The organism is Clostridium intestinale, assembly GCF_035905475.1.
GTDB classification, from domain to species: domain Bacteria; phylum Bacillota; class Clostridia; order Clostridiales; family Clostridiaceae; genus Clostridium_T; species Clostridium_T intestinale.
This window is the reverse complement of the sequence record NZ_CP121166.1, coordinates 285659-302485: the sequence shown is the minus strand read 5'-3', so window position 1 is coordinate 302485 and position 16827 is coordinate 285659. Positions and strand designations below refer to the sequence as shown.

14 protein-coding genes are annotated in these 16827 nt (G+C 28.5%); 6 read left to right on the top strand and 8 right to left on the bottom strand.

Annotation, left to right across the window (positions count from 1 at the left end; translation table 11 throughout):
* Nucleotides 1-8 precede the first annotated feature (8 nt).
* Together P8F83_RS01370 and P8F83_RS01365 are read right to left on the bottom strand one after the other, a co-directional pair.
* On the bottom strand, nt 9-1115 hold the full coding sequence (locus P8F83_RS01370) for an ABC transporter ATP-binding protein (protein WP_326513124.1): 1107 nt from the start codon (nt 1113-1115) through the stop codon (nt 9-11).
* Between the two features lie 190 nt (nt 1116-1305).
* Complete coding sequence (locus P8F83_RS01365) at nt 1306-1944, bottom strand: GntR family transcriptional regulator (protein ID WP_326513123.1); 639 nt, start codon at nt 1942-1944, stop codon at nt 1306-1308.
* Between the two features lie 293 nt (nt 1945-2237).
* Here P8F83_RS01365 and P8F83_RS01360 point away from each other — a divergent pair, with 293 nt between their 5' ends.
* The 5 genes from P8F83_RS01360 to P8F83_RS01340 all read left to right on the top strand — a co-directional run bounded on the left by P8F83_RS01360 (nt 2238) and on the right by P8F83_RS01340 (nt 6743).
* Nucleotides 2238-2819, top strand: coding sequence for an ECF transporter S component (locus P8F83_RS01360; RefSeq protein WP_326513122.1), 582 nt, complete (start codon nt 2238-2240; stop codon nt 2817-2819).
* Nucleotides 2820-2887: 68 nt separating this feature from the next.
* Entirely contained in the window at nt 2888-3865 is a 978-nt protein-coding gene (locus P8F83_RS01355) for a P1 family peptidase (RefSeq protein ID WP_326513121.1), read from the top strand.
* 185 nt (nt 3866-4050) lie between these two features.
* Nucleotides 4051-4242: an alpha/beta-type small acid-soluble spore protein gene (locus P8F83_RS01350; RefSeq protein WP_073017941.1), complete on the top strand. Its 192-nt coding sequence runs from the start codon at nt 4051-4053 to the stop codon at nt 4240-4242.
* Between the two features lie 99 nt (nt 4243-4341).
* Nucleotides 4342-6168, top strand: a complete 1827-nt coding sequence (locus tag P8F83_RS01345; RefSeq protein ID WP_326513120.1) for a sensor histidine kinase — start codon at nt 4342-4344, stop codon at nt 6166-6168.
* The gene (locus tag P8F83_RS01340; RefSeq protein ID WP_073017945.1) at nt 6165-6743 is read left to right on the top strand and encodes a response regulator; all 579 of its coding nucleotides are present in this window, start codon (nt 6165-6167) and stop codon (nt 6741-6743) included. Before P8F83_RS01345 ends, P8F83_RS01340 begins: the two co-directional genes overlap by 4 nt.
* A gap of 31 nt (nt 6744-6774) precedes the next feature.
* Here the strand turns inward: P8F83_RS01340 and clpB are convergent, their stop codons facing one another.
* On the bottom strand, nt 6775-9372 hold the full coding sequence (gene clpB / locus P8F83_RS01335) for an ATP-dependent chaperone ClpB (protein ID WP_326513119.1): 2598 nt from the start codon (nt 9370-9372) through the stop codon (nt 6775-6777).
* Nucleotides 9373-9522: 150 nt separating this feature from the next.
* On the opposite strand from clpB, the gene P8F83_RS01330 reads away from it, so the two are divergent.
* A complete protein-coding gene (locus tag P8F83_RS01330) occupies nt 9523-11604 on the top strand; it encodes a helix-turn-helix domain-containing protein (protein ID WP_326513118.1) in 2082 nt (693 codons plus the stop codon).
* A 306-nt stretch (nt 11605-11910) separates the two neighbouring features.
* Here the strand turns inward: P8F83_RS01330 and P8F83_RS01325 are convergent, their stop codons facing one another.
* The 5 genes from P8F83_RS01325 to P8F83_RS01305 all read right to left on the bottom strand — a co-directional run bounded on the left by P8F83_RS01325 (nt 11911) and on the right by P8F83_RS01305 (nt 16819).
* A complete protein-coding gene (locus tag P8F83_RS01325; protein ID WP_326513117.1) occupies nt 11911-13062 on the bottom strand; it encodes a metallophosphoesterase in 1152 nt (383 codons plus the stop codon).
* Nucleotides 13063-13152: 90 nt separating this feature from the next.
* Nucleotides 13153-14415, bottom strand: a complete 1263-nt coding sequence (locus P8F83_RS01320; RefSeq protein ID WP_326513116.1) for a tetratricopeptide repeat protein — start codon at nt 14413-14415, stop codon at nt 13153-13155.
* A 20-nt stretch (nt 14416-14435) separates the two neighbouring features.
* On the bottom strand, nt 14436-15737 hold the full coding sequence (locus P8F83_RS01315; protein ID WP_326513115.1) for a helix-turn-helix transcriptional regulator: 1302 nt from the start codon (nt 15735-15737) through the stop codon (nt 14436-14438).
* 205 nt (nt 15738-15942) lie between these two features.
* Nucleotides 15943-16116, bottom strand: coding sequence for a hypothetical protein (locus tag P8F83_RS01310; protein WP_021802943.1), 174 nt, complete (start codon nt 16114-16116; stop codon nt 15943-15945).
* An 88-nt stretch (nt 16117-16204) separates the two neighbouring features.
* Nucleotides 16205-16819 carry a ribonuclease H family protein gene (locus tag P8F83_RS01305; protein ID WP_326513114.1) on the bottom strand — a complete coding sequence of 205 codons (615 nt, stop codon included), beginning with the start codon at nt 16817-16819 and terminating at the stop codon, nt 16205-16207.
* Nucleotides 16820-16827 lie beyond the last annotated feature (8 nt).

Here is a 16827-nt window from a genome sequence, read left to right as displayed (position 1 = left end):
TATTCCCCCTACTCTAAATATTGATTCGAAAGTACTGATACCAATGTTGATTTAGTTATTAATCCTAATAACTTTTTATTTTCAACTACTGGTACATACCCAATAGATTTTTCATTCATAGTTTCTAATATCTCTATTATTGAGGCATCCTTAGATACTGATATTATATCCTTTTCCATAACTTCTTCCACAAATTGTTTATCTTGATTTATTCTTATGGATTTCATGGTTATTATACCTTCAAGTTCTCTCTCTTTATTTACTAGTAGTAGAGAATCTACTTTTTTACCTCTCATTAACTCAAGCGCTTGGAATAGAGTTCTTGCTTTATTAGATACTACAGGCTCTTCTATCATTATATCTGTAGCTTTTATCATTTCAGGATTGTTCCATATTCTGCTTTTTCCTATAAACTCTTCTACAAATCCTTCTGCTGGATTTTTAATAATATTTTCTGGTTTATCTAACTGCAGTATGTCTCCATCCTTCATTATGCAGATTCTATCTCCTATTTTTATTGCCTCATCCATATCATGAGTAACAAACACTATTGTCTTTTTAAACTCTTGTTGTATATTAAAAAGCTCTTCCTGTAATTGTGCTCTTGTAATAGGGTCAAGTGCACTAAATGGTTCGTCCATAAGTATTACTTCTGGATTTGTTGCAAAGGCTCTAGCTACTCCTACTCTTTGTTGCTGACCACCACTCAAGTCTCTTGGATATCTATCTCTGTATTTTTGTGGCTCTAATCCAACCAAATTTAATAACTCTTCGGTTCTAGCTTTTATTTTCTCTTCATCCCATTTTAATAACTTTGGAACTAAAGCTATATTTTCACCTACTGTCATATGAGGAAATAATCCAGTTTGCTGTATTACGTACCCCATATTCCTTCTTAAAGCTATGGTATCTATATCCTTAATTGCTGTATTATTTAGCAATATTTCTCCTTCAGATGTTGGTATTAATTTATTAATCATCTTTAATAAAGTTGTTTTTCCACATCCACTAGGACCAATTAGCACCATCAACTCGCCTGTGTTTATGGTTAAATTTATATTCTTTAGTACTTTTGTTTTCCCGTAGCTTTTGGAAACATTTTTAAATTCTAGCATATATTCTTCCCCCTTTTAAACTGACAACTTTTTTGTAAATGTAAGTTGTCTCCAACTAGCAACTCTATGATATCACAAAGTTGTTTCTTTTGCAAATCACTATATCCCTTTCCAAATGTAAAAAGCTGTTAAATTTTATTTTTTCAATAAAATCTAACAGCTTTTTTTGCCTTACATCACTATGTTATTTTTACTCATACAGGAATTCATTTACCTTTTCAAAAACATCATCTTTTCCTATTACTACTATAATATCCCCTTCTATAAAGGTGTAATTTGGACCAGGAGATACTATTATTTCTTTATTTCTTCTATAGGCTACTATTGTTGCCCCAGTGTTTTGCCAAAACCTACTATCATTAACACTTTTTTCTAAAAACTTACATGTATTCTTTATAGGTATCTCAATAAGTAAAAATGGAGATATACTTTTAAATCTTTCTAAATAGTCATATATTTCATTCAAGTTTTCTTCTAATCTTCTATCTAAATCATTTCTTGTATTTATTATTTCTACTATATCTTCTCTTATTGATGATATGTACTTTCTATCTTGGTTTGAAGAAATAAACCTTTCTGCATTTGTAACTGATAATATTTGAATTCCACTTCCTGGGTTAGCTTTAACTACTTCCATTCCCTCCAAAAGTGCTATTGCTCTTCTGATTGTTTCTGGAGATACATTGTATAGTCCAGCTAAGGTAGAACGCCCACTAATTTTCTTATCTGTTTGGATTTCTCCCCTTACTATTTTACTTGCAATGTCTAAGGCTATTTTTTTATATATTGGAACTAATTCTTCTTTCATCTTTTCACCTACTAAAATCATTCATCTTAAATATTTTATTCCAACCTTATGTAAAAAGCAATTACTTAACAAGGATATTTTATAATATTTAAATTTTCAGAATATATATTCTTTATTGCTTCTATAGCTGTTAATTACTAGGTTTCAGTAGAAAAATAATAACTTAGATAAATTTTTAACAATTTTTCTCTTGAACTTCTGAATAAAGATGATAAAATTTAATTGTCGGTATTCATTTTGAAACTGAACTAAATTTATTTCAATTCCTTTAACCGAATTATATCTATAAAAGGAATAAGAACGGAGGTTTATCAATGGAAAGAGGAAAAACTACTACTATGAGTGTAAGAAAGCTTGTAGTAACAGGAATGCTAACGGGCATTACTATCTTTATGGGACTTACAGGACTTGGCTTTATAGCTATTCCACCTGTAAAAGCAACTATCATGCACATACCAGTAATAATAGGTGCAATTATTGAAGGACCACTTGTTGGTGCTGCTGTCGGACTATGTTTTGGATTATTTTCTATGTATCAAGCTTTTGCAAATCCACTTCCAACATCATTTTTATTTTGGAATCCTATTATTGCAATAGTACCTAGAGTATTAATCGGCTTAGTTGCTTATTATGTATATACTTTAGTTAAAAAGAAATTCCCTAAGCTTAGTATAGGTGTTGCCGCTTTAGCTGGAACTTTAACTAACACTATCTTAGTTTTAGGACTAGCCTATATATTATACGCAGCGAAATTTGCTGAGGCAATTGGTATAAATCCTGATACAGTTGAAAAAGCATTATTAACAACAGGAGTTATTAATGGTATTCCAGAGGCTATAATTTCTGCATTAATAGCTATCCCTGTAATAACTACCTTAAAAAAAATTAGAATATAAACTTAATATAAAATTTATGGCATCCAAGGTTATGTATACTTGGATGCCTTTGTAATAAGGAGATTTATATGTTTGAAATTAAATTTAATGATATAGATGGTATTAAATTAGGTCACGCTCACAATAAAGATGCTGCTACTGGTTGTTCAGTAATTATATGTCCTGAAGGTGCTTCTGGTGGTGTAGATGTACGTGGAGGCTCGCCTGGAACTAGAGAAACTGATCTTTTGAATCCTGTTGAATTTGTAGATAAGGTTCATGGGGTTGTCTTATCTGGAGGCAGTGCTTTTGGTTTAGATGCTTCTGCTGGTGTGATGAAATATTTAGAGGAGAATAATATTGGGTTTGATGTAGGTGTTACAAAAGTTCCAATAGTCTGCAGCGCTGTACTTTTTGATTTAGTTATAGGTAATTCTAATATTCGTCCTGATAAAAATATGGGATATGAAGCTTGTATAAATTCTGAAAATAATCTTGATGATATAAATGGTAATATAGGTGCCGGTATGGGTGCTACTGTAGGTAAGATTAAAGGACCTTCATTTTCTATGAAAGGTGGGCTTGGAACCTATGCTCTTCAAGTTGGAGAGCTTCAAGTAGGAGCAATAGTCGCTGTTAATGCTTTAGGTGATATTTTAGATAACGAAAAAAACTCCTTTATAGCAGGGGTTTTAGCTGATGATAAATTAAGTTTAGACAATACAGAGAATATTATGATTTCACAATATGATAATCAAAAAAATGTTTTTTCAGGTAACACTACTATTGGAGCTATAGTTACAAATGCTAAATTAAATAAAGCTCAAGCTAATAAAATAGCTACAATGGCTCAAAATGGTTTTGGTAGAGCTATAAGACCAGCTCACACCATGTTTGATGGTGATACAATCTTCTCTTTATGCACAAATAAGATTGAAGCTGATATTAATGTTGTAGGTTTACTTGCTGCAAAAGTTATGGAAAAAGCTATAGTCAGAGCTATAAAAGAAGCTGATACACTACACGGAATAGCTTCCTTTAAAGATTTAAAAACAAAAAATTATTAATAGAAATTATTAATTAAAAAGAACTTTCCAGTTTTTTGGGTATACATGTACACTTTTCCTCCATTGCCTTTAGTTATATAGATTATTTATTTAATCTGTGCACACAATAATAGTGCAAAGCAAATAAAGCTTAGCAAAAACAAAAAAATTATAAATCCTATAAAGGATAAAAGGAGGAAACTATTATGGCAAGAAACAATAAAACTTTAATACCAGAGGCAAGAAACGGACTTTCTAAGTTCAAAAATGAGGTAGCAAGTGAATTAGGTGTTCAATTAAAAGACTACAACGGAGACTTAACTTCAAAACAAGCCGGATCAATCGGTGGAGAAATGGTTAAGAGAATGGTTGAACAATACGAAAAATCAATCCAATAATAAATTTTAAGGTGTTTTCCAATTGGAAAACACCTTTTTTATTTTATCTTTCTATCTTATAATAGTATAGAAATAATCTTTCCTTAAGGAGCTGTTATATTGAAGAAAAATTTAAAATATAAATTTAAAATTCTCTTATTTTCATTAATTGCAATAAATGGATTAATGATTTTTCTATCTATATTTAAATTATTTAATATAAGAAAATCTGTGGACGAACTTATGACTTATAACTTTGAAAGCATAATTGCTATAAACGATATGATAAACTATAGTGAAAAACAAAATATAGCTTTATTAAATTACATAGCTACTCAAAATCCTTCCTACAAAATGGATTTTTATAATATGGAGGATTCTTTTATTAATAGCTATGAATTTCAAATAAGTAGAGCAAAAGAAACTGGAGAGCCAGAAATAACAAAAGAAATATATAATAGTTATAGAATTTATTTAAATTCATGTGATGATATTTTTTCTAAAGAAACTTCTGAAATCGTTAGTGTACATTTAACAGATTATTATGATAAAATACAAGTTAATTACATAAAGTTAAAAGATCATTTAAAAGATTTATATGATATAAATAAAAACGCTCTCACTATTAAAATGACTCATGCACAAGAAGAAATTCGTTTGTCATTTAATTTATTACTTTTTATATGTTTATTTACAGTTGTTTTTAGTCTAATAGTATCAAACAGATATTTAAATAAGCTTTTACTTCCTTTATCCACTTTGCATAAAGCTATAAAGAGTTTTAAAGATGGTAACTTTTCCTTTGAATCACAAGTATATTCAGAAGATGAAATAGGTGAATTATATAAGGAATTCAAAAATATGTCCGATAAAATAGTTGAATTTAAAAATTCAACCTTAGGTCAGTTAGTTGAAGAGAAAAACAAATCTCTTTCAATTGTTAAAAGTATATCAAACCCTTTAATAGTATTAGATAGTAATTTTAAATGTATTTTAGTAAATAACTCATGTGAAAATTATTTTAATATTGAGGAACAAAATATACTTGGAGAGCACATTTTAAATTTTATCCCTAATAAAGATTTATATGATTTTATATATGAATCAAAAAAAGAAAGAGTTCAAGGAAAAACTAAGATCATGAGTTTTGATGAAGAAAAATATGTCTTTAACATATCAATATCTACAATTATAAGCATGAATTCTGATTTAAACGGAATCATTATATATTTTCAAGATATAACTAAAATCAAAAAACTTGACCATGTTAAATTTGATTTTATAAGCACTTTATCTCATGAACTTAAAACACCGCTTACTTCTATTATGATGGGAGCTTCCATGTTAGAAGAAGATAGTATCATAAAAAACGAAGAAGAAAGCGGAAAAATAATTGAAACACTTCAAGAAGACTCGCAGAAACTTTTAGATATGATTGATAATCTTCTAAGATTAACTGAACTTGAAAATGAACAAAATTACTTAAACTTAGAAGCAACCGACATATCTGAAATAATAAATAATTCTATAAGAAACTTTATAACTATTGCCCTTTCAAAAAACATAAAGATAGTTTTTGAAAAAGATAAAAATATTCCTCTATTAAATATTGATAGGGAAAAGTTCTTTTGGGTTATAAATAACTTACTTTCCAATGCAATTAAATATTCTCTTCAATATGGAGAGATTATTATAAAATTAAAATATAGAAAAAAGGTTGTAATTCTTACAATAAAGGACTTTGGTATAGGAATTAGTCCTGAAAGTATACCAAAAATATTTGATAAATTTTATAGAGAAAATGAACTTTCTAATGGAACTGGGTTAGGTCTTCCGTTGTCTAAGCAAATAGTTGAATTGCATAATGGAACTATTACATGTGAAAGTAAACTAGGAGAAGGTAGTATATTTGAGGTAAACATACCAATTACAGGAGGAAATTTATGAAAAAGATTTTAGTAGTAGACGATACAAAAAATATTAGAGAAATGTTAAAAACATTTTTGGAGATGGAGGGTTTTACTGTTTTTGAGGCAAAAAATGCTGAAGAAGCTTTAAATATATTTAACACTGAAAATATAGATTTAATATTTACAGATATTAAACTACCAAATGTATCAGGAACAGAGTTATTAAAGCAAATAAAGAAAAATAATCGCTTTGTGACAATTATAGTTATGACTGCCTTTGGAACTATTAAAAACGCTGTAGAGTGTACTAAATACGGTGCTGCTGCTTACTTACAAAAACCATTTACAACTAAAAGAGTTAAGGCAGTCTTAGAGGAAGTATTAAGAAAAGATACATTAAAAAAAGATTTAAATTCTTATATAACATTGGCTAAAAAACTCATAGAAGAAGAGGATTACCCAAAAGCTGAAGAAGTTTTAAATAAAGCGCTAACTATAGATAATCAAAATTGGGAAATATATCATCTGATTGGGAGAATATCTGAACTTCAAGAAAATGAGGAAAAAGCAAAAAAATTCTATTATATGTCTGACATACTTAAACAGGGTTAATTATTTTAATAAAATAATTAACCCTGTTTCTTTAAACTACTGTGAACTTTAAATTATCATCTTCTCCATCAATAACAACCTTAACTCCGTCATATACTTCTCCACTTATTATCTTTCTAGCTAAATTAGTTTCAAGAGTATTTTCTATATATCTTTTTAGGGGTCTAGCACCATATATAGAATCATATCCTTCATTAGCTATAATCTCTTTTCCTTTATCAGTAATTTCTAAAATTATATTTCTTTCAGTTAACTTGTTTCTAACCTTTTCTAAGAAGATATCTATTATATGTTTTATGCTATCTGATGATAATGGATTAAATGTTATTATATCATCTACTCTATTTAAAAACTCTGGTTTAAACCTAGCCTTCATTTCCATCATAACTTTCTCTTTTGCTTCTTTAGTTACAATGTTTTCTCCATTTTCAAGGATATAAGAACTTCCTATATTAGATGTCATTATTATTATGGTGTTTTTAAAATCTACAGTTTTTCCTTTATTATCTGTAAGCCTTCCATCATCTAGAATTTGAAGAAATATATTAAATACCTCCTCATGGGCCTTTTCTATTTCATCAAATAATATAACTGAATAAGGTTTTCTTCTTACAGCTTCTGTTAACTGTCCACCTTCATCATAACCTACATATCCTGGAGGAGCTCCTATTAATCTAGATACTGAATATTTCTCCATATACTCTGACATATCTATTCTTATTATATTCTCCTCAGAATCAAATAAAGTTCTTGCTAAGGTTTTAGCTAGCTCAGTTTTACCTACACCTGTTGGTCCTAAAAATATAAATGAACCTATTGGCTTATTTTCATCTTTTAAACCAGCCCTTGCTCTTATTACTGCATTTGTAACTGATTTTATTGCTTCCTCTTGCCCTACTACTCTAGTTCCAAGCTCCTCTTCAAGTCTTAATAGCTTTTGTTTTTCCCCTTCAACTAATCTAGTTACAGGTATTCCAGTCCACTTTGAAACAATATCAGAAATCTCATTTTCAGTAACCTCTTCTTTTAATAAAGCACCTTGATAGTTTTCTTTCATCTGAGCTTCTTTTTCTTCTATTTTCTTTTCAAGATTCGGAACTAATCCATATCGTAATTCTGCTACCTTATTTAAATCATATTCTCTTTCATATTTTTCAATTTTACCTCTTACATCCTCAAGTTCTTTTTTTAAGTTTCTTATTTCAGTAATATGATCTTTTTCTTTTTCATATTTAGCAGTCATTTCGTCATTTTTACTTTTTAATTCTTTAAGCTCATCTTCTATAGATTTTGCCCTAGCTTGTGACGCAGCATCTTTTTCTCTACCTAAAGCCTCTTTTTCTGTTTCTAACAAAAATATCTTTCTTCTTATCATATCTAGTTCTGTTGGCAGAGAATCTATTTCACTTCTTATCATAGCTCCAGCTTCATCTATTAAGTCAATTGCTTTGTCTGGTAAAAATCTATCTTGGATATATCTATGAGATAGCTTAGCTGCTGCAACTATAGCTGAATCATGTATTCTAATTCCATGATGTATTTCAAATCTTTCCTTTAATCCTCTAAGAATTGAAATAGTATCTTCAACTGTAGGTTCATCTATAATTACAGGTTGGAATCTTCTCTCTAAGGCCTTATCTTTTTCAATATACTGTCTATATTCATCAAAAGTAGTTGCTCCAATACAATGAAGCTCTCCTCTTGCTAATAAAGGCTTAATCAAGTTGCCAGCATCCATAGCCCCTTCTGTTTTACCTGCACCTACAATAGTATGAATTTCATCTATAAATAAGATTATTCTTCCTTCAGAAGTTTGAACTTCTTTTAGGACAGCTTTTAGTCTTTCTTCGAATTCACCTCTGTATTTTGCTCCAGCAATTAATGCACCCATATCTAGAGAGAATATTATTTTATCTTTTAATCCTTCTGGAACATCTCCTTTAACAATTCTATCTGCTAATCCTTCTACTATGGCAGTTTTACCTACACCTGGTTCGCCTATAAGTACAGGATTATTTTTTGTTCTTCTAGATAAAATCCTTACTGCTCTTCTTATTTCTTCATCTCTTCCTATTACAGGATCTAACTTATGTTTTTTAGCTAAGTCTACTAAGTTAGTTCCATATTTTGATAAGGCATCATAAGTTCCTTCTGGATCTTGTGATTCTACCCTTTGACTTCCTCGTATTTCTTTTAATACCTTTAAAAAACTATTTTTATCTATATTAAAATTCTTAAGAATTTCTCCTATTTGTCCTTTAGCTTCTATCTGCATAATGCCAATCATAATATGCTCAACACTTATATAAGAATCCTTAAATTCATCAGCATATTCTTCTGCTTTAATAAGAACCTCTTCTATTTTTCTTGTTGCATATACTCCTGAAGTAGACGCTCCACTACCTAAAACTTTAGGCGTTTTATCTATTACTTTTTCTAACTCATTTCTCAATAAATTGATATTTACATTCATTTTTTCTAATAAGTTAGGAACTAATCCATCATTGTCATTTACAAGCGCATAAAATAGATGAATAACATCTAAATTTTGATGATTAAATTTAACAGCAGCTACATGGGCATCATTTAAGCTTTGCTGCACTCTTTTAGTCATTTTATCAATATTCATATAACCACCTCTTAGCTTTTTTCTTATTTTTTACTCTAATAAAATAATAATACAAAGGTCAAAGAAAGTCAAAGTGTATTTTTTCTTTTTATTATAATATATATTATATGATATAATATATATTAGGAGATATGAGAATGAGGTGAGATTTTGAGAAGAGAACACATTAGTTATCCCTTAGATATGCCAGTTTCTATTTCCTACAGTTCCATTAAGGAATATCCTATCCACTGGCATAATGCTATAGAGATAATATTTGTACTTAAAGGTACAGTAAACATTACTATAGATTCAGATACTTATGAAATTGAAGAAAAAGAACTTGAGATAATAAATATAGATGAGGCACATAGAATTTATTCTGATGATCCAGATAACAGGGTTCTTATGTTTCATATTGACCCTAGCTTTTTTGAAAAGTACTATAGCGATATAGAAAACATGTTTTTCTATGTAAATACATCGGATGAAGGTGCCCAAGAAAGTGAAGAATACGATGATTTTAGAATATTTTTATCAATAATTCTTTGCGAGGCAATTCAAAAAAGAGAAGATTATGATGAGGAAATTGAAGATAACTTAATCGATTTGTTGTATCACTTAATTAATAACTTCCATTATTTAATATATGAAAAGGAAGAGCTTAGGGAAAATGAAGAACAATTAGAGCGTTATCACAGAATAGCAAAATATATCTTCAATAATTATAATAACAAGATAAGTCTTCAGGAAATTGCTAAAAAGGAATTTTTAAGTGCAGATTATCTCTCTCATGAGATAAAAAATGCTACTGGTTATAGTTTTACTGATCTTCTTAATCTTACAAGAGTAGAAGAATCAATAAAATTACTTTTGGATAGCGATTTAAGTATTTCTGAAATATCAGATGAGGTGGGTTTTTCTCATGCTAGATATTATAATAAAAACTTTAAATTTTACTATAAACTAACTCCTCTTCAATACAGAAAGAGATTTAAGTTAGATGAAAAAGCTTATGAAAAAGCTAAGAAAGTTACCCAATTAGAAATTAATGATTCTTTAAAATATCTATACCCTTATTTAGAAGATTACGATAGATTTAATTATGAAAATAAAATCCATAAAATCAATATAAATATGGATGAGGAGTCTTCTGAATGGACTCATAGGTTTAAAGAGGTAATAAACGTTGGAGATGCCTTTGATTTACTTATAGAAGAAAATAAAGATAATTTAGAAGAACTTCAAGAAGAAATCTCTTTTGAGTATGGAAGAATATTTAATTTGTTTGATAGAGACATGGGTATTTTCCCTGGCAGTCAATTTTACAACTGGAATAAAACTAAAACAGTTTTAGAATTTATGCAGTATATAGAACTTAAAGCACTTATACTTATAGATCAAGGTGATTTATCGCAAGGAGAGTTTATAAACGCATTAAAAAGCTATATAGAATATTTCTCTGAAATCGAAACTGTAGATTTTTTTAATACTAAATATCAGTTTAAAAATTCTCTTGATAAAGCATTTAAAGCTTCTATAATTGAGATTTTAGAAGATGCTGGTTTAGATTATTTTAGTGATGATTATGAAGGCAATCATTTAGAAATAAATAAAATATATGATACTGCTTATATGATACCTTACATTATTCACCAAGTGATAAACTACAAAACTCCGCTGAACTTTATAAGGGCTTTTGATGTTTTAGAGAAAGAAGTTATACTTACAAACGAAGTGTTTTTTGGCTCTTCTGGTTTAGTTAATGATATGGGAATAAAAAAACCGTCTTATTATGCCTTTTATCTTCTAAGTAAACTTGGAGATGTTTTAGTTCAAAAAGGTGATGGTTATATAGTGACTAAAAGCGATGATGAATTCCAAATATTATTATATAATTATGGAGAAGAACTTGATTATTTAATAAGCTCAGAAACCCTAGAAAAAAGAAGAGGAATAAAAAATACTACTGAGAAAAAGATTTCTTTAAATATAGTTAATATAAATAGTGCTAACCAAGTTACTACTTATATGATTAATGAAAAAATAGGTTCTTCTTATAACTATTGGCTTGGTATGGGAAAACCAAATAGATTAAATAAGGAAGAACGTGAGATACTTCACAAAGCATCTTTTCCAGGTATAAATTTTATATATAACAATAAAAGTACAATCCTAAATCTATTACCAAAACTAAAAGGTTATGGAGCTCAACTTATTTTAATAAAAAAAGTACAGAAACACCTTAAATAAGGTGTTTTTTTGTTTTTTTATTAATTCTAAATAACTTAAGACCCCTTAATTGTACCTATAATTCATCATAACTATCAATGATTTTTATAATAATTAGAAATATAATATAGACAAGAAGTAAGAAAGTGAGTGTGGATTTATGAAAACACTAAAAAACATGTTTAAATCAGTTAAATTAAGTTCATTTAGTCCTAAGTTAAGTTTATTCCAATTAACCTTTGACTTAATTAGCAAAAGATATTAATTAGACTTAAATTATATATTTTATAAAAAAGCTTTAGCCACTTAATGCAGCTAAAGCTTTTTTTATTTAAATTCAAGTATTATATTCACTAATTCAGATCTACTTCCAATCCTTATTGGTGGTCCCCAAGTTCCAAACCCTGATGAAACTATAACATTTAAATTTTCTTTTTTAAGATATCCCCAGTCTATTTCAAATAATCTTTTAGTTATTAGATTACTAGGGGATAGCTGTCCTCTGTGAGTATGTCCTGATACTTGTAAATCTACACCTGCATCTACAGCCTCTTGAAGATACTTAGGCTGATGATCCATAACTATTATAGGTAAGTCTTTATTTATATTCTTTGTTATGTTACTTAAATCTTTTCTCTTTGTTTCCTGATAACTTCCACCAGAAATATCATCTCTTCCAACAACATAAAAACTTCCATTAACCTCTAAGTAATCATCTCTAAGAACCTTAACATCATTTTCTTCTAAAATTTTTACAAACTCGTCAACTTTTCCACTTATATATTCGTGATTACCAGTTACCGCATAAATACCTAATGGAGCTTCAATTTGTTTAAAATATTCTCCAACATTTCCTTCTATAAAGGGCTCTACTCTATCATCTATAATATCTCCAGCTAATAAAACAATATCGGGCTTAACTGAATTAGTTAATTCAACTAATTTCTCCATTCTATTTCTATAGCCTACACTTCCTATATGTATATCAGAAGCCATTATTATATTTAACTTTTTCATATCACCTGCAGTTTTATCAACACTTAAGGTATATTTATTTATTACTGTACTTGATCCACTCCAAGTTCCATATATAAGTACAAAGGCTAATATACAAACTATTACTATCCCCATATAGGTTTTAAAGGTATCATTTACCCCTAAAATATGAAATTTCCAATTTACTAGCCTAAATAAATCTACTATTACAATTATTATAATTGAATATAAAAGTACAGCCATATAATAGGAACCTAAATAATTAAACACCCCTGAAATCTTATTAGGCATATATCTCTCTAAAAGCTTACTAACAATGTAACTAAAAGCAAACAAGTAAAATATAACCCAATATATTACCCTATTGATATCTTTAATAAAAATCCCTACTAATTCTAAACCTCTTATCCCTATGTAATAGTTCAGTAATGTATACACAATAAGCATTGCTGCCACAACTAAAAACATCATCTTTTTATTCAAATTCCTTCCTCTTCTCTATAACGTTTATATTTTAATACTTGCCCAAAAGGGAGCTAATCAGTACACCTAATATGCTCCCTTTCAAATATTCTATAAATTTTTTTCTAATGAAAATGCTAATGAGAAATATTTTAATGCATCTCTCGTATCACCCAAATGATAATACATATTTGCCATATCTATATATCTATTATATCTTTCCTCTTTACTTCCAAACTTAAATAATGAGTCCAAAGAAAGATTCATGTACATTTCAGCTTCTTTATATTTACCTTGCTTTTGTAAAATACTTCCCTTTAAGTAGTATGATTGCTCAATTAATCTTATATTATTACAATCTATTGCTAAATTTAAAGATTCATCTGAAACCTTATAAGCTTCATCATATTCACCATTCTCTATAAAAAGCTTGATGAAATTATTCATAAACTCAACATATCTAACCTTGTTGAATTTAGGAAAAATATTTAAACCTTCATTAAACTCAGCTTTAGCCTTCTCTTTTTCACCTATTTCGAAATAACATTCTCCATAATTACCTTTAGACAAAGCTAAATAAACTGGATTATCCTTTTGGTATTCATAAGCTTTTTCTATAAACTCTCCTGCTTCTGGTTTTCTTAATTTAATACAAAGTGTTGCCAGCAGATTATATATTTTCCCTTTACTTATGTTATCTTCAACATAATCTATATATTGAACTACTTCTTTCATATTATCAAAAGCTTGATTATTATCTTTTAGTTTATAGTAGCATAAGCCCTCACTGTAAAGTGCATATGCATATTCACCCTTATCACTTAATCCATTCTCTTTTAGAATTTCCTTAAGCCTTGAATAGTATGATAAAGCTTCCATATACTCTTTGTTATTAAAGAAATATTTAGCCATATCATAATAATACTCAATTACTTTCTCAGAACTTTTATTATTTTGATGAAGGAAATAATATTGGGATACTATTATTTGTATATTTTCATATTTACCTTCTTCTAAATAATAATTAAATAATAAATGCATTAAATCAAAAGCAAGATCATAATATTTATATGCTTGAGCAAAATCCAGATTATACTTTATCTTACTTTCTATGTCCTTATCTGAGAAAAGACCTTCCTTCAATAATTCTAAATTAGAAATTAACTGCTCCCTAACATCTTTTAATAAATAATCTACATCAATTAAGAGTTTAGATGAAACATATTCTAGGATTTCAATTTCTGCTTTTATCTTCTCATTCTCAATACAACTCATCTTTGATATAGATATTTTATCTCCGCAAAGTTCCTTTAAGGTAATCCCCTTATATATCCTAGCACGTTTTATTTTTTCTCCTGTTGAAAGTATCTCCATTACTTACCACCCATCTGCCATTAATTTCTTAATAACCCAATACTATTAAATATATCAATCCCATAATCCAAATATTTAGCAGCTTCCTTTTCCCTTTTACTATCCATATAGAATTTCCCTAACATTATAGCAATTTGTCCTGCTCTCTTATTGCAATCATTACTAATTGCATATTTATATGTATCTATAAGTATGTTTTCAGCTTCATTTTGTATGTCTTTAATTAAGTTAATTCTATACTCTAATAAATTACATTCTATTCTATTCTCATGGTCATCATCTCTAATATGTTTATATATCTCTTTTATACCCTCTTCACACTTCTCCACATCTTTTATCTTTAAATAGTTTTCGCATATGTTAAGAAGTGTATTAACAAGTTTCTCATCATTATTACTAAGTCTGATGCCTTTAGCCAAGTTATAATGAATAAAGGATTCTTCAATATTTTCGAATTCATAAAATAGCCTTCCCAAGCTATTTTCTATTTCTGCTATACTGGATATGTCTTCTAACTCTTGATATACTTCTAAAGCTTTTTTAGAATATTTAATAGCATTAATAAGGTCTCCACTTTCACTATATTCATCTGAAAGCAATAAAAGTGTTCTAGCATAATCTTTTTTATTATATATCTTTTGAAATTTTTCCTTAGCTAAAAAAGCATAATCTATTGACTGCTTAACATTATCCGTCTTAAAAAATGAATTTGCCATATAATAATATATTTCTCCAAGTAGCTGATCATTACCTATATTATTATCTATATAAACTTTTTCTGCTTGTTTTAAATAGGAGCTTGTAGAATGGTATGCTTTTAATTTTAGTGTTATTTTCCCTAAACAAAGAAATGTCTTAACTACCTCTTCAAAATTATTATTTTTTATAAAGATTACATTAGAAGACAAGAAGTATTGTTGAGCTGCAACCAGTTCATCTTTTAACATATGAATTTTGCCTGTTAAAAACAATATTCTAGCTTTTCTATATTCAAGATTATACTTTTCAGAATAGTATAATCCATTTTCTATATACTTCTCTCCCATAAAATAATCTCCAGATAGTATATATGCTTCAGCTACCTGCTCATAATACATACATATCTTCTCTGCTTGAGTTTCCTCAGATTCCATTAAGTACTCTACAGAGGTTTTTAAAGCATCTGCTAAATATTCTAAAAGATCCATTGATGGATTTGAACGCCCAGATTCAACTAAAGATATCTGTCCTGGAGTTATTCTATCCCCTGCCAAATCTTTTAGAGTCATATTTAACTCTTTTCTTTTTCTTTTAATTTTTTCCCCTAATGAAAGAATTTCCATAAATCACTCTTCCTTCTCTTATATCATTGCTATAGCATTACGAAAATATTAAATTTATTCTAAAAATTTATTTAAATTATACCATATAACCTTATTTTTTAATATATTTTATAAAAAAATTACCTGTTAAAATTTAAATTTTCTACAAAATTCTATTAAAAAAATTTAATTCTGTCAAAAAAAAAGTTCGAGAGAATCTCTCGAACTATTTCATCCATCCCATCATGTCTCCGTAGGTATCGCCTGCCGCATTCATGACTTTTTTGCCAGCTTTTCTAAAAGCTTTTTGTGTTTTTCTATCTAGCTGTGGTAGGACCATCATACCGAAAGCTGCTCCTACTATTGCCCCTGTAGTTATTCCGCTCACAAATTTTCCCATACTACTACACCTCACTGTAATATTTTATTTTTTTTTGTCGATTATAGTATATGCAGTAATAAATTTAATACTCACTGAAAATTTTGGATTAATTGTTGGTATTATCTAGTGCTTCCTTTGCAAGTTTATCTGCTAAATCATTATATTTATCGCCACTGTGACCTTTGATTTTTTTGAACGACACATTAATAAGGTTCATATTTTTTTTCATAAATTCATGATAATATTTAGTTAAATCCTTATTCCTCTGCCAAGTTCCTTTAGCCCAACATTCGATTCCTTGATAATCATAACATATTGTAATTTCCTTATAATCGTTGTTAATAGCATATTCAACTGCCTTCATGGAACCCATAACTTCTCCTGCAACATTTCTTAGAGAAATATCTTCTTTTTTATAACCTACACCCTTATCCTTATGAATTACTTCTCCATCTTTTACAACTACTAATCCATAAGAATAATTGTTTTTAGCTTCCATAAAGCTACCATCAACATATATAAAAACTCCATTTTCAGGCTCTTCGCCCTCTACCTTATCCCCTAGATGAAGTGCTATGAAATTTTCTGCCTCTTTTCTATTTCCAAAACTTTTATATATAGCCCCTTTACAACCTATAACTTCCTTTTTACATTCATCCCAGCTCTCAAGAATAAGAGGTAAATTACTCTTACCTTGTGCTACAGCATAAAACTTTCCCATTTTATCCT

Excerpts from the sequence above, each read along its gene's own strand:
- P8F83_RS01370 (WP_326513124.1), bottom strand. The coding sequence starts at position 1,115 with ATGCTAGAATTTAAAAATGTTTCCAAAAGCTACGGGAAAACAAAAGTA.
- P8F83_RS01365 (WP_326513123.1), bottom strand. The coding sequence starts at position 1,944 with ATGATTTTAGTAGGTGAAAAGATGAAAGAAGAATTAGTTCCAATATAT.
- P8F83_RS01360 (WP_326513122.1), top strand. The coding sequence starts at position 2,238 with ATGGAAAGAGGAAAAACTACTACTATGAGTGTAAGAAAGCTTGTAGTA.
- P8F83_RS01355 (WP_326513121.1), top strand. The coding sequence starts at position 2,888 with ATGTTTGAAATTAAATTTAATGATATAGATGGTATTAAATTAGGTCAC.
- P8F83_RS01350 (WP_073017941.1), top strand. The coding sequence starts at position 4,051 with ATGGCAAGAAACAATAAAACTTTAATACCAGAGGCAAGAAACGGACTT.
- P8F83_RS01340 (WP_073017945.1), top strand. The coding sequence starts at position 6,165 with ATGAAAAAGATTTTAGTAGTAGACGATACAAAAAATATTAGAGAAATG.
- clpB (WP_326513119.1), bottom strand. The coding sequence starts at position 9,372 with ATGAATATTGATAAAATGACTAAAAGAGTGCAGCAAAGCTTAAATGAT.
- P8F83_RS01320 (WP_326513116.1), bottom strand. The coding sequence starts at position 14,415 with ATGGAGATACTTTCAACAGGAGAAAAAATAAAACGTGCTAGGATATAT.
- P8F83_RS01315 (WP_326513115.1), bottom strand. The coding sequence starts at position 15,737 with ATGGAAATTCTTTCATTAGGGGAAAAAATTAAAAGAAAAAGAAAAGAG.
- P8F83_RS01310 (WP_021802943.1), bottom strand. The coding sequence starts at position 16,116 with ATGGGAAAATTTGTGAGCGGAATAACTACAGGGGCAATAGTAGGAGCA.
- P8F83_RS01305 (WP_326513114.1), bottom strand. The coding sequence starts at position 16,819 with ATGGGAAAGTTTTATGCTGTAGCACAAGGTAAGAGTAATTTACCTCTT.